This window comes from Streptomyces sp. NPDC001100, assembly GCF_053598575.1.
This window is the reverse complement of record NZ_JBSFKO010000002.1, coordinates 479,757-493,906: the sequence shown is the minus strand read 5'-3', so window position 1 is coordinate 493,906 and position 14,150 is coordinate 479,757. Positions and strand designations below refer to the sequence as shown.

Genomic DNA, 14,150 nt, shown 5'->3' with positions numbered 1-14,150 from the left:
CCGCCTGCGAGATCGCCTGCCGCGCCTTCGGCTTCAGCCGGAGCTTCAGCGCCTCGGCCGGGGCCACGCCGTGGGCGGGGACCGACACCAACGCCGATGCCGGCGAGGACCGTTCGGTACCGCTGCCCGCGACCGTGTTCGCGCCGCCGCTGAGTGAGCGGCGCGAGGACGAGACCCCGGCCGACGCCGAGACCGCGCTGATCTCAGGCGGCAGCCAACTCCCGCCCACGGCAGTCGCACCGGCGCTGGGGGATGGCAACGCCCCTGGGGGAGTGGGGAGTTCGCGGGGGCCGGGGGGTGGACCCGGCAGCGGCTCCGGTGGTGTCGGCTCCGGTGGCGGCGGCGGTACGCCTCCTCCGTCGTCGTACGGGTATCCGCAGGGTGCCGGGGCTCAGGCTCCGGGTGGGCCCGGTCAGCAGGGGGCGCCCGGTCCGTCGTCGTACGGGTATCCGCAGGGGGCGGGGGGTCCGGGTGCTCCGGGTGGTCCCGGTACGTCGCCTTCCGGTGGTCTGCAGGGTGGGCCCGGGGCGGGTCCGTCGTCGTACGGGTACCCGCAAGGGCCGGGGGGTCCCGGTGCTCCGGGTGCTCCAGGTGGTCCGGGTGCGTCGCCTTCCGGTGGTCCGCAGGGTGGGGCCGGGGCGGATCCGTCGGCCTACGGGTATCCCCAGGGGCCGGGCGGTGCCGGCAACGTGCCGCACGCTCCTGGGAGTCCCGGTGCGCCGGGGCGGGCGCTCGCGCCCAACGCCGGGGACATCGCCGATGCGGCCACCAGCAAGGCCGCGCCTCCGCCGCGCCGGGCGCGGAGCGGTGGTTCGAACCCGCCGCCACCGCCGGGTGCTCCGGGGACGCCGGGTGCGCGACCGGGCGGTACGCCTGCCGGGCCGCCGCCTCCGCCGGCCGCGGGCGGGTATGTGCCGACCCAGATGGTTCCGGGGCTCGGTCCGGAGGGGGCGGCCGGTCCCGGTGGTCCCAGTGGTCCTGGTGGTCCCGGTGCGCCGAACACTCCCGGGGGGCCGCCTCCGGGTGGGGTTCACCAGGCCGCGACGATGTTCGCGGACCCCGGTCGGAGTGGGCCCGCGGGGCCGGGCGCCCCGCAGCAGCCGCAGGCCCCCGGTGCCCCCGGCATGCCTCCGCCCCCGTACACCCCAGGTACTCCCGGTACCCCCGGCGCTTCCGCCCCCCAGGGTGGTGCTCCCGGTGCCGTGCATCGTGCGGAGACCATGCTGTCCGCGCCTCCGGCGGGCGGGCCCGGTGCTCCTCCGGCGCCGCAATTCCCGGGTGCGCCCGGTGCGTTGGGCGCTCCGGGGATGCCTCAGGGGGCTCCGCCGCAGCCGATGCCGCCGGGTGCGATGCCGCCTCCGGGGCAGCAGGCGCCCGGTCACGGTCACCCCGCGCCGCCCGGGCCCGGTCAGCCCTTCCCCGGGCAGCAGCAGCCTGCCTACGGCTATCCGCAGCAGGGGCAGCCGACCGTGGGACCGGGCTATCAGGCCGTGTTGCGGTACCGCGCGCCGGACGGTTCCGAGCAGCAGCTGATCCGGCGGTCCGCGCCGGGGACGCCGCACCCGGAGTGGCAGATCTTCCACGAGCTGCGCGGTATGAACATCCCGCCGGACCAAGTCCTGGAACTGCACACGGAGTTGGAGTCGTGTGAGCTGCCGGGCGCGTACTGCGCGCGGATGATCCGCGAGCAGTGGCCGCAGGCGCGAATCGCGAGCATCGCGCCCTACGGCACGGATCACGCCAGCCGGCAGCAGGGGATGCGTGAACTCATCGCGCACCAGGGCGAGTTGCACCAGGTGGCGGACGGGCCGGCCCGACTCGCCCCGGTGCGGGCGCCGTTGCCGCCGGTGCAGCCGACGCCGCCGATCCCGCCGGAGGCGATCGCGCAGGAGCTGGCGGGCGCGTTCGGGCCGGGAGTGTTCCGGTTCGAGCAGGCCGCGGTGTCCCGGCAGGGCGTGCCGCCGGTCGTGGCGCACACGCTGGTCGCGGCGGGGCTGCCGATGGACATGGGCCCGTTCTTCTGGGCGCAGGCCCAACCGGGGCGCCCGGTACCGACGTTGGCCGAACTCGCGCAGGAGCGCGGGGTGCGGCCGTCCGCCGACGCGGGCTCCTACCTCGTCATGGGCAGCGACTTCGGCAAGGCGATCTGCGTCCAGTACGGCACGGCGAACATCGTCGCGGTGCCCGTGGAGGCGGGGCCGGGCGGTGCTTCCGTACCGCCGCAGTTCGTGAACACGGGACTGCCCGAGTTCGCGCGCTGTCTGGCGCTGCTCGGTCGGATGTGGCGACTGCGGTACGGGCTCAACCAGGAGCAGGCGGGCCGCTGGACCGTCGACTTCCAGGCGCAGCTGGCCTCGCTGGACCCGGCGGCGCTCGGTTCGCCGGAGAGCTGGTGGTCGGTGCTGCTGGAACAGATGTGGGACGGGTTGTTGTGACGCCGGCCCGCTGAACAGGCCGTAGCGGGGGGCCGGGCCCGGTCGGACGACCGGGCCCGGCCCTTTTTGCCTGTGCGATACCCGTGACCCACACCCGGAGTGTCGCGTTATGAACCCTTATGTCCTATCCATCAAGATATGCGCGAAATCATCATTTCGTGTCCGTCGGGTGGAGAGGGGTTCCAGGATGAGCAGCGCATCGGTGTCGCCACGTGGCTTCGTGGCAGTACGGGGGCGCGGCTACCGCCCCGCCCAGGTGGACGCGTACGCGGCGGGGCTCTCGCGGCACCGGGACGCGGCGTGGGAGCGGGCGGCGCGACTGACCGTGCTCGCAAGGGACATGGAGGCGGAGGCCGAGCGGCTGCGCGAGACGGTGGCGCGGCTCGCCCCGCAGACGTACGAGACGCTCGGCGAGCGGGCGCAGCGGCTGTTCCGGCTGGGTGAGGAAGAGGCCGCCGCCGTACGGGAGTCCGCGCGGCGTTCGGCGCGCGAACAGGTCGCGCGGGCCGAGGCGCACGCCGCCGGCGTACTCCAAGAGGCACGGGAACAGGCGGACGCGCTCCGCGCGGAGGCGGAGGAACGCGCCCGTCAGCGGCTCCTCGCGGCCCGCGCCGAGGCCGACGACCTCCGCATCGGCGCCCGGCGCGAGGTGAAGGAGGGGCGCACGGAGGCGCTCGCCGCGTTGCGCGAGGTAAGGCAGCGCACCGCTGCGATGCTGGGCGAACAGGCCAAGGAGCACGCCGAACGCTGGGCGGAGGCGGAGCGTTTCGCGGAGGAGCGGCTGGCCGCGGTGGACGCCCGGTGCGCCGAACGGTTGGCCCGTGCGGAGGCCGCACTGGCCGAGGCGGAACAGGCTTACACCGAGGCCGAGTTGTCGGACCGACGGCGGCAGGAGGAGGCGGCTGAGCGGGCGGCCGAGGTGGTCGCGGAGGCGCGGGTGCGGGCGGAGCGGATCGCCCGTGACACCGAGCGGGTGCTGCGCGAGCACGGGGAGACGTGGGACGACGTGCAGGCGCATATGGACCATGTGCGGAGCAGTTTGACCGCGCTTACTGGGCGGGCGCCGGCTGAGTGAAGGGGGCGCGGTTGTGGTCGTCTGCGGGCCCGGTGGGGGCTGGGCGCGCCCGCGCGGCGGAGCCGCACATTGATACAGCCCCGCGCCCCTAGGTGGGAGCGGTTGCCCGACGTTCCAAGTCACCCGTGGTCGGCGCAGCACGGTGTCGGGTTGGGGACCTCGAACGGGGCCAGGGTGTTTCCCACCGCCGGGACCAAGGCCAGTACCAGCTCGCCCTCGCGCCACTCGGGTCGTACGTGGTCCTGAGTGTGTACGGGGGTTGTGGGGGCGGGGGGCTCGCCGGACGTGGCGCCGACCACGATCACCCGGTCGATGGCCGTCCGTTCCAGCAGGTCGGCCACGGTGACCGTACCCGTGAGGTGTTCCGCGCCGGGGAACAGGACCGCCCGGCCCGAGCGGCGGGCGGTGTGTTCGGCGGCTGCCTGGGCGGCGGCCTGGCGGTCGCCCTGGGGCGGCTCGGACTCCGTGAGGTGTTGCCAGGCGTTCGCGGCCGAATCGCGGTCCGGCAACTCCAGTGATACGGCCGTCCCGCGGCGCGTGTCCGTGCGGATCAGGTGGGTGCAGGCGACCGTCCCCGGGGGGAGTGCGAGGGTGGAGGCGAGGTCGCGGATGAGGTGGTCGGCCTCGCGGAGGGTCGTCGTGCCGGTGTCCACCCCGAGGACGGGGTGGACACCGGACGGGTCGTAGGACGTGCTCATGCGGGGAGGACCCACATCGGGTTGGAGTAGAACCAGAGGTCCTTCCACGGGTCGGCGTCGCCGAGGACGTCCATCGCGGGGCCTACGGGGTCTACGGCCGCGCCGTTGAGGCCGACGGCGGAGCGGTTGCCGTCGGTGCCGCGGAGGCGGACGTAGACCGGCTTGTCGAGGCGGCCGAGGGAGTACGTGAGGCGGACCGTGCCGGTGGACTTGTCGACCTCGAAGGACTTGACGACCTTCGTGGTGGGGGTGGAGAAGGTGTCCTTGTCCGCGACCGGGCCGGTGACATCGCCCTGGATGACGTCGACGCGGGCCAACGAGGGCTGGAACTGGGCCCAGTTGGGGCCGTTGGACAGGCTGATGCGGATGATCAGGTCGACCTGGGCGCCGCGGCGGACGTGCAGCGCGCCGCCGAGGGTGACTTCGCGGCCACCGGCCGAGAGGCGGGCGTCGAGGCCGCTGATCAGGCCGCCGTGGTCGACCCAGACGCGGCCTGCGCGGATGCCGTCCATGACCGCCTTGTACGAGAAGGAGGCCGCGCCGACGTGGGTACGGGAGTACTGGCCGGGCCAGAAGTCGGTGTCGGTGAGGCTGATGCCGGTGCCGTAGACGGGGTCCTCGTAGCGGCCGTTGGCGTTGAAGTCGCCGCCCGGGCCGCGTACGGCGGTGTCCGCGTACACGTTGTGGGAGTCGGAGTTGGCGGTGATCCACCAGGGCTTGCCCTCCGCGAGGAGGCTGTCCCACAGGCCGCCGACCGTGGCAGTCATCCAGTCGAAGCCGCCCCAGGTGCGGTAACTCTCCAGCGGGTAACCGGGAAAGGAGTCGGCGCTGGGGCTGTTGTCGTAGATGCCGCGCCCGCTGCCCGGTCCGTTCGGCTTGGGCAGGCCGCCGGCCTGGTGACCGGGGGCGCCCTCCATGCCGACGGCGATCGTCGGCTGCGCGTCGCGCCAGCCGCGGATCTCGTGCGGGGAGTCGATGCCCTTGCGCGCCGGGTGGTTGGCGAGGAAGAGGGCGTCCTTGACCTTGCGGCGGCGGACCTGGTCGGCGAGGAAGTTGACGCCCGCGATGGCGAGGGCCTCGTTGGCGGGCGAGTTGCCGCTCGCGTTCTTCACGCTGCCGTCGAAGGAGTTCTCGAACTCCTTGAGTACGGCCACCTCGTTGGAGCCGGGGTGCACGAACACGGTGCCGTGCTCGGCGCCCGGGATGTTCCACTCCAGGCCCTGGAAGACGAGGGTGTCGTCGGTCTTGTCACGGGCGTCGACGATGTCCGGATTGACCTTCTCCACACCGATCTTGGCGTGCGCGACACTGCCGTGGTCGGTGATGACCATCCAGTCCAGGCCGTGCGCGTTCGCCTGGCGTACGTGGTCGATGACGCGGTACTTCGCGTCGCTGCTGTACTGGGTGTGGATGTGGTGGTCGCCCGCCAGCCACAGGTAACCGCCGTTGCCTTTCGATGACTTGGCCGAGCCGCCCTGCTGCACCGACGCGGCTGCCTCCCCCGCGCCGGCGAGCACGCTGCCCGCCGCGAGTCCCGCGCCCAGCAGGCCGGTTCGGCGCAGCATGCCTCTTCGCGAGAGCTGACTGGGCGTCAACTCGGCGTCCGGGACGGATGTGTCGAGGGCGGGCGGCAGCGAGCCGGTGTCCCCGTCCCCGTGGTGGTGATGGTGGTGATGACTGTGGTCGCCGTGACTGTGGCCGTGGCTCATGCTCAACTCCCGCTGAAATGCAGGGACCTTCACGCTCGGACGTGCAGAGTCTGAGAAGGGGCGGTGAACAGCGGGAGTCGTGGTGGTGGTGTGGCAAAGAACGAGTCATGCACGGCTATGGCACCAGTCATGCGGGGCTTTTCCGTCGGTCATCCTCCGCCCCGCGTACTGGTCACCCTTCGCCCCTGCGCACCGCGCCCGCCAGGATCCAGCCCTCCATCGCCTCGTACCGCCTGCGCTGTTCGTCCTCCTTCTGCCGCCCCGAGGCGACCGTGCCGAGCCAGCCGCAGAGGAAGCCGAGGGGGATGGTGACGAGCCCGGTGGTCGTGAACGGGAACCAGTTGAAGTCGGCGCCCGGGAAGGCGGCGGCCGGCGAGCCGGAGACCAGATTGGTGCCCGGCATCAGCAGCAGCACACCGAGCGTGCCGCCGATGAGCGTGCTGAGCAGGCCCGTTCGCGTGTACCGGCGCCAGAAGAGGCTGTAGACGAGGGCGGGCGCTATGGCCGAGGCGCCCAGGCAGAAGGACAGGGTGACCAGGGGCTGCAGACTCCGGTGCTGGACCAGCGTCGCCAGCACGATCGCCGGGACGCCCACCGCCAGCGCCGAGTAGCGGGCCAGCGTCATCTCCCGGCGGACCGGCATCTCCTCGACGCGGGCCGCGAAGACGTCGTGGGCGAGGGAGTTGGCGCAGGCGAGGATCATCCCGGCGACCGAGGCGAGCAGGGTCAGGAACACGGCCGTGGTGACGGCGGTGAGCAGCAGGGTCTCCGCCGTCGACACATCCGCCCCGAACACCGCCCGCGAGCCCAGCAGATACGCCGTGTTGCCCTGTGAGTCCGCCCGCGCGATCGCCGCCCGCCCGAGCAGCGCCGTGGCGCCGAACCCGACGACCGTCACGATCACCACGAACAGCGCCACGCTCGACACCGCCCACGACAACGACCGCCGCACCTGCCGGGCGCTCGACGCGGTGTACATGCGCATCGTGATGTGCGGGAGGCAGGCGCCGCCGAGCACGACGGTCAGCTGCGAACTGATCATGTCGAGTCGGGGACTCGGGCCTCCGGCGAACTCAAGGCCCGAGTGCAGGAAGGCGGTTCCGACCCCGCTCCGCCGGGCCGCCGTGTCGAAGAAGGCGCCCAGGTCCCAGTGGAACCGGTTCAGTATCAGTACGGCGATCACGGCCCCCGACCCGATCAACATCACGATCTTCAGGATCTGGATGAGGGCGGTGCCCTTCATGCCGCCGATCGCCGCGTAGCTGATCATCAGCGCGCCGAGGCCGATGATGCAGCCGGTCTGGAGCGAGTCGCCGGAGAAACCGAGGATGAACGCCAACAACTGCCCGGCGCCCGCGAGTTGGACCAGCATCAGCGGCAGCAGCGCGATGATGGTCACCGCGCACGCCACGATACGGACCGCCCGCCCCGGCATCCGCCGGGCGAACGCGTCCCCCATCGTGAACCGCCCCGCGTTGCGCAGCGGTTCGGCCAGCAGGAACATCAGCAGCATCAGCGACAGCGCCGTGCTCAGCGCGAGCACCACCCCGTCGTAGCCGTAGAGGGCGATCACCCCGCCCGTGCCCAGCACACTCGCCGCGGAGATGTAATCGCCCGCTATGGCAAGGCCGTTGCGCAGTGGAGAGAGGGAGCCGTACCCCGTGTAGAACTCGTCCAGGTCGTCGCGGTCGGGCCCGGTCATCACGCACAGCAACAGCGTGAGGGTGGCGACGGTGGTGAAGGCGACGAGCGACATGGTCTGCGACGCGGGGTCGTGGAACCCGGTCATCGTGCCGCCTCCCGTCTGGCGTCCAGTTCGGCCTGCTTGCGGATGCGGTCCGCGAGGGGGTCCACGCGTCGCGCGGCCGTGTGCTCGTAGAGCGCTATCGCCAGCCAGGTGACGGGCAGTTGGACCAGCGCGAGCAGCAACCCGGTGGGCACGCCCGCGACGAGGGTGCTCGACATCAGCGGGGGCGCGAACGCGGACAGGGTGAGGAACAGGCAGAAGTATCCGAGCGCGGTAAGGCTCGCCACGCGCCGCTGCCGCCGGTACGCGCCGCGCAGGACACGCAGATCCCGGTGGTTGCCGAGGGCGGGACGGCGGGGTGGGCGACGGCGTTCGGGTGGGGGCGGGGGTGGCTGCCAGGGGTAGGTGAGGCGGGGCGGGGACGGGGCGTGCGGGTTGCGCCGGTCGTACGGGTTGTAGGGGCCGTACGGGGTCGGGGCGTGCGAACCGTGCGGGGGGTCAGGGTCGTACGGGTACGGGCCGTCCGGGTCATGCGGGCCTTGCGGATCGGGCGAGTTGTGCGGGGTGTACGGGTCGTACGGGGCGGATGAATCATGCGGAGGGTACGGGTCGTAGGACATCCCGTGCTCCTTGCGTGGCTCGGGTCCGTGGCGGCGGACCGCAGGGAGTTGGGCGGAGCGGGTCACGCATGTTACTCGCCGGTTGGGTGGTGTGGGTGCTTTTCGGTGAACTGGGCGGTTGGTATGCGCTTGCGGTGTCAACAGGGGTGTTGACCACGGGTGTTGGGTGGGGGATGAGAGTTCCGAGAGGGGCCTGGGGGCGGTGCGGCGGCCGGTGCGTAACGGCGTATCGGCAAACGAGGTTCCCGGCGGCCGGTGTTGGGCCGTCGTGTGTCCACTCGTGGTGCGCTGCAGGGCAAGGGGGAGGCCGCATGAGTGCGCGGTCCTCTACGGGCTGCTGAGATCCGAGCGTCGATCCGAGTACAGGCGCGCGGTCTGTCGGCTTGCCATGTTCATCGTGGACGTTGCCTCGACAACCCGCCTCAGCCCCTGCGACCCCTCCCTCTTCGACAACGTCCCCAACGCCTTCGAGGCGGACGAATCCTGACAGCTCGTCGCGGCCTCACTCCTTGAGCACCGGAAACCGCCGAGGTGCCAGAAACAGCAGCACCAGGAACGCCACCCCGGCGGCCACGCCCGCCCCCACATACACCGCGTGCACCGCATCCGCGATCGCCCGCCGCGTCCCCTCCGGCACCGCACCCCCGTCCAACCCCCGCGTCACCGAGTCCAGATCGCTCGCGCCACCCAACCGGGACGCCAACACCCCATTGGCCACCGCGCCAAACACCGACGCACCGATCGTCTGTCCCGTCTGGCGGCAGAACAGCACGGACGCGGTCGTCACGCCCCGTTCCTCCCACCCGACCGTGGACTGCACCCCGACGATCAGCGGGAGTTGGAACAGTCCGAGGGCCGCGCCGAGGAGCAGCATCAGGAGCATCGGCTGCCAGGCCGAGCCCGGGTACGGGAGGAAGGGGAACGCGAAGAGGATCAGGGTCGCCGTCCCGATCCCCAGCATCGCCGTGTTGCGGAAACCGATCCGCCGGTACACGTGCTGGCTGAGTGCCGCCGACACCGGCCAGCTCAACGTCCATACGGAGAGCACGAATCCGGCCGCCACCGGGGCGAGGCCCAGCACCGACTGGGCGTACGTCGGCAGGAACACGCTCGGCGCCACCATCAGCAACCCCAGTGCGCCCAGGGCCAAGTTGACGGCGGCGATCGTACGGCGGCGCCACACCCACCCGGGGATGATCGGTTCCGCCGCCCGGCGTTCGATCGCCACGACGACTCCGGCCAGCGCAAGTCCCGTACCGAACAAGGCGATTGAAGGGGCCGACAGCCAGGGCCAGGCCACTCCGCCCTGCACGAGGGCCGTGATGAGGACGCCTCCGCAGGCGAACACGGCCAGTGCGCCCGCCCAGTCGACGCGCGGGCGGGAGGTGCGGGTGCGTTGCGGTTCGTGGAGGTAGCGGACGATCAGCCACAACGCCACTACTCCGACAGGGAGGTTGACGAGGAAGATCCAGCGCCAGCCGGCGTACGCCGCGAGCAGTCCGCCCACCCCCGGGCCCGCGACCGCCGACACCGCCCACACCGTGGACAGCTTCGACTGGATCTTGGGGCGTTCGCTCAGCGGGTACAGGTCGGCGGCCAGGGTCTGGACCGTGCCCTGCAACGCCCCGCCGCCCAGGCCCTGTACGACGCGGAATGCGATCAGCGCGCCCATGCTCCAGGCCGCCGAGCACAGCAGCGAACCGGCGAGGAAGACCGCCGCGCCCGTGATCAGCACCGGCTTGCGGCCGAAGGTGTCGGAGAGTTTGCCGTAGACGGGGAGGGTGACCGTCACCGCGAGCAGGTAGCCGGAGAAGAGCCAGGAGAAGACGGAGAAGCCGCCGAGGTCGCCGACGATCTGCGGTACGGCCGTGGAGACGATGGTGGAGTCGAGGGCGGCCAGCGCCATGGCGAGCATGAGGGCCGCGACGACGGCCTTGCGGCGCCGGTCGGGAGGGGCCGGCCTCGGCTGCCCGGCCGCCTCGGTTCGTATCTCGGTGTCGCTGTCGTTGCCGCTGTCCCTGTCCCCCTGGTCCACAGGATTCCTTTCCCCTTGCACCTATCTGCCGCGCACCAGCTTCCCACTTGACCCTCACGCCGCGGCAGGGTGGAACCTGGACGGGCCGGTGGGTGGACCGGACCCCGAGATCGACTCCACCCGGCGGTGGAGAGCCCCTAGGGGTCCCTCCCCACTACGGCCCGGGGACGGTTCGTACCGGCGGAGGAGGAGAAGGGCCCGGGGGCGTCCTTAACCTGGCTTTATGCCGCTGGGGGGGCGGCAGGCCGAACCGCGGAGGGTGGGGTTTTCCCCCGGGAAAGACTGCGCTGAGCACCAGCGCGCCGGACCCCCTCCCGCCGCCAGACTCATCGTCGTAACCAGTTGAAACGCATCGACCGGACATCGGCACGCTCGTCTGCCGACCGACTTAGGAGACATACCGTGACATCGGCTGTGACCATTCCCAGGCACGGGGGTACTGGAGGGCGTACGGCCGTTGCCGCGCGAGCGCGGCAGGTCGTCAAGGCCTACGGCGCCGGGGAGACCCGCGTCGTCGCCCTCGACCATGTCGACGTGGACATCGCCCGCGGTCAGTTCACCGCGATCATGGGCCCCTCGGGGTCCGGCAAGTCCACTCTCATGCACTGCCTCGCCGGGCTCGACACCGTGACCTCCGGGCAGATCTACCTCGACGAGACCGAGATCACCGGCCTCAAGGACAAGAAGCTCACGCAGCTGCGCCGGGACCGGATCGGGTTCATCTTCCAGGCCTACAACCTGCTGCCGACGCTGAACGCGCTGGAGAACATCACCCTCCCCATGGACATAGCCGGCCGCAAGCCGGACAAGGGGTGGCTGGCGCAGGTCGTGGAGACGGTCGGGCTGTCGAGCCGGCTCAGGCACCGGCCCAACCAGCTCTCCGGCGGTCAGCAGCAACGCGTCGCCGTGGCACGGGCGTTGGCGGCCCGGCCCGAGATCATCTTCGGTGACGAGCCGACCGGGAACCTCGACTCCCGTGCGGGAGCGGAGGTGTTGGGCTTCCTGCGCCGCTCCGTCGACGACCTCGGGCAGACCATCGTGATGGTCACGCACGACCCGGTGGCCGCCTCGTACGCGGACCGTGTGCTGTATCTCGCGGACGGCCGGATCGTCGACGAGATGTTCAAGCCGACCGCCGACGCCGTCCTCGACCGTATGAAGGACTTCGACGCGCGGGGGCGTACGTCATGACTGTCATGAAGACCTCGATGCGCAACTTCTTCGCGCACAAGGGGCGGATGGCGCTCTCGGCGATAGCCGTGCTGCTGTCGGTGGCGTTCGTGTGCGGCACGCTGGTGTTCACCGACACGATGAACACGACCTTCGACAAGCTCTTCGCGGCCACCGCCTCCGACGTGACGGTCCTGCCGAAGACGGCCAAGGCGGACGGCAGTACACCGCAGAACGGACTGCCCGAGTCACTGCCGGCCTCCACGGTCGCGCGGGTGGCGAAGGCCCAGGGCGTCAAGTCCGTCGAGGGCGCCGTCAGTTCGATGAACGTGACCGTCGTCAACAGCGCCGACAAGAACATGGGATCGTCGACCGGCGCGCCCACCATCGCGGGCAACTGGACGAAGAACGACCTGCGTTCGATGGAGATCACCTCCGGACACGCCCCGCGCGGCCCGACCGAGACCATGGTCGACGCCGACACCGCCGACAAGCACCACCTGAAGCTGGGCGACTCGCTGCGCACCATCTCGCAGACCGGTGACTTCACCGCGCGGATCGTCGGCATCGCCACCTTCAAGGTGACCAACCCCGGTGCGGCCGTCGTCTACTTCGACACCGCCACCGCCCAGCGTGAACTCCTGGGCGCCACCGGCCGGTTCACCCAGATCGGCGTGACGGCTGCGAGCGGTGTCTCCGACACCCGGCTCAAGCAGAACGTGGCCCAGACCCTCGCCGCCACGGGGACGTACAAGATCCAGACGGCCAAGGAGAACGCCGACGAGAACCGTCAGGGCGTCGGCCAGTTCATGAACGTCATCAAGTACGCCATGCTCGGCTTCGCCGGGATCGCGTTCCTGGTGGGCATCTTCCTGATCATCAACACCTTCTCGATGCTGGTCGCCCAGCGGACCCGCGAGATCGGCCTGATGCGGGCCATCGGCTCCTCCCGCAAGCAGGTCAACCGCTCGGTGCTGGTGGAGGCGACCCTGCTCGGGATCGTCGGCTCGATCCTCGGTGTCGGCGCCGGTGTCGGGATCGCCGTCGGCCTGATGAAGCTGATGAGCGCGGCGGGCATGGACCTGTCGACCCGGGACCTGACCGTCAAGTGGACGACTCCGGTGCTCGGCCTGCTCCTCGGCGTGATCGTCACCATCCTCGCCGCCTACCTCCCGGCCCGCCGCGCCGGCAAGGTCTCCCCGATGGCCGCCCTGCGCGACGCCGGTACGCCGGCCGACGGCAAGGCGGGCTGGGTCCGCGGCCTGATCGGCCTGGTGCTGACCGGTGCGGGTGTGGCCGCACTGTTCGCGGCGGCCACCGCGAAGAAGGCGACGGACGGTTCGCTGGTCCTCGGCGCGGGTGTCGTGCTCTCGCTGATCGGCTTCGTGATCATCGGTCCGCTGCTGGCCAACGGGGTCGTACGGGTCATCAGTGTCGTACTCCTGCGGGCCTTCGGACCGGTAGGGCGCCTGGCCGAGCGCAACGCGCTCCGCAACCCCAGGCGTACGGGTGCTACGGGTGCGGCCCTGATGATCGGCCTGGCGCTGGTCGCCTGCCTGTCGGTGGTCGGCTCCTCGATGGTCGCCTCGGCGACGAGCGAGCTGGACAAGTCCGTCGGCGCCGACTTCATCGTCCAGGGCAACCAGCGGATCGTCCCGCAGGCGGAGAAGGCGATGGAGCAGTCGCCCGACCTCGTCCACGTCACCCGCTACAAGGACCTCGACGCCACCCTGACCTCGCCGGACGGCCAGAAGGACACCGACGGCATCACCGCCGCCGACCCGTCCTACGCCCAGGACCTGCGTCGCGCCACCACGGCCGGCGAACTGTCCGCCGCCTACGGCACCAACGCGATGTCGGTCGGCTCCAAGTACGCGAAGAAGCACGGCGTCCACCTCGGGGACACCATCAGCGTCGCCTTCAAGGGCGGCTCGACGGCGAAGCTCAAGGTCGCGGCCATCACGGACGACGACGTCGCCATCGACCAGGGTGCGCGTTACACGAGCATCGCGACGATGCAGAAGTACCTCCCCGCGAACAAGATCCCGCCGAACGAGATCATGTTCGCCAAGGCCAAGGACGGCCAGGAGAAGCAGGCGTACACGGCCCTGAAGAAGGCCATGGAGCCCTACCCGCAGTACCAGGTGCGCGACCAGACCGACTACAAGCAGGAACTGAAGGACCAGATCGGCCAGCTCCTGAACATGGTCTACGGCCTTCTCGCCCTCGCGATCATCGTGGCGGTACTGGGTGTCGTGAACACCCTCGCCCTGTCGGTCGTCGAGCGGACCAGGGAGATCGGCCTCATGCGGGCGATCGGTATGTCCCGCCGCCAGCTCCGCCGGATGATCCGCATGGAGTCGGTCGTGATCGCCCTCTTCGGAGCGCTGCTCGGCCTGGGCCTGGGGATGGGCTGGGGGGCCACGGCCCAGCAGCTCCTCGCCCTGGAGGGGCTGAAGGTCCTGGAGATCCCCTGGGGCACGATCATCGCGGTCTTCGTCGGCTCGGCCTTCGTGGGACTGTTCGCCGCGCTGATCCCGGCGTTCCGGGCGGGCCGGATGAACGTCCTCAACGCGATCGCCACCGAATAGCCACCGCCCACGGGGAGACCCGGCGCCGAGAAGTCACGGGGGACTTCTCGGCGCCGGGTTTGTTTGTTGT

The 14,150-nt window shown here is 71.1% G+C and carries 9 protein-coding genes; 4 read left to right on the top strand and 5 right to left on the bottom strand.

Going from position 1 to position 14,150, the window contains the following annotated elements; all coding sequences use genetic code 11:
- Positions 1 to 2,435 (top strand): SUKH-4 family immunity protein (locus tag ACWDEW_RS04450; protein ID WP_450509460.1); only part of this gene is annotated, 2,435 nt, incomplete at its 5' end.
- A 187-nt stretch (positions 2,436 to 2,622) separates the two neighbouring features.
- Positions 2,623 to 3,510, top strand: coding sequence for a cellulose-binding protein (locus tag ACWDEW_RS04445; RefSeq protein WP_450509458.1), 888 nt, complete (start codon positions 2,623 to 2,625; stop codon positions 3,508 to 3,510).
- Between the two features lie 119 nt (positions 3,511 to 3,629).
- Here the strand turns inward: ACWDEW_RS04445 and ACWDEW_RS04440 are convergent, their stop codons facing one another.
- The 5 genes from ACWDEW_RS04440 to ACWDEW_RS04420 all read right to left on the bottom strand — a co-directional run bounded on the left by ACWDEW_RS04440 (position 3,630) and on the right by ACWDEW_RS04420 (position 10,274).
- Positions 3,630 to 4,208, bottom strand: a complete 579-nt coding sequence (locus ACWDEW_RS04440; protein WP_450509456.1) for a hypothetical protein — start codon at positions 4,206 to 4,208, stop codon at positions 3,630 to 3,632.
- Positions 4,205 to 5,917, bottom strand: coding sequence for a PHP domain-containing protein (locus ACWDEW_RS04435; RefSeq protein WP_450509454.1), 1,713 nt, complete (start codon positions 5,915 to 5,917; stop codon positions 4,205 to 4,207). Before ACWDEW_RS04435 ends, ACWDEW_RS04440 begins: the two co-directional genes overlap by 4 nt.
- Before the next feature lie 172 nt (positions 5,918 to 6,089).
- Positions 6,090 to 7,706 carry a sodium/solute symporter gene (locus ACWDEW_RS04430; RefSeq protein ID WP_450509453.1) on the bottom strand — a complete coding sequence of 539 codons (1,617 nt, stop codon included), beginning with the start codon at positions 7,704 to 7,706 and terminating at the stop codon, positions 6,090 to 6,092.
- On the bottom strand, positions 7,703 to 8,284 hold the full coding sequence (locus tag ACWDEW_RS04425; protein WP_450509451.1) for a DUF485 domain-containing protein: 582 nt from the start codon (positions 8,282 to 8,284) through the stop codon (positions 7,703 to 7,705). Before ACWDEW_RS04425 ends, ACWDEW_RS04430 begins: the two co-directional genes overlap by 4 nt.
- A 502-nt stretch (positions 8,285 to 8,786) precedes the next feature.
- The gene (locus ACWDEW_RS04420) at positions 8,787 to 10,274 is read right to left on the bottom strand and encodes an MFS transporter (RefSeq protein WP_450509507.1); all 1,488 of its coding nucleotides are present in this window, start codon (positions 10,272 to 10,274) and stop codon (positions 8,787 to 8,789) included.
- 447 nt (positions 10,275 to 10,721) lie between these two features.
- On the opposite strand from ACWDEW_RS04420, the gene ACWDEW_RS04415 reads away from it, so the two are divergent.
- Both ACWDEW_RS04415 and ACWDEW_RS04410 read left to right on the top strand, forming a co-directional pair.
- Complete coding sequence (locus ACWDEW_RS04415) at positions 10,722 to 11,510, top strand: ABC transporter ATP-binding protein (RefSeq protein WP_450509450.1); 789 nt, start codon at positions 10,722 to 10,724, stop codon at positions 11,508 to 11,510.
- Positions 11,507 to 14,080 (top strand): ABC transporter permease, encoded by a 2,574-nt coding sequence (locus tag ACWDEW_RS04410; RefSeq protein WP_450509448.1) that lies wholly within the window; start codon positions 11,507 to 11,509, stop codon positions 14,078 to 14,080. Before ACWDEW_RS04415 ends, ACWDEW_RS04410 begins: the two co-directional genes overlap by 4 nt.
- Positions 14,081 to 14,150: the final 70 nt, after the last annotated feature.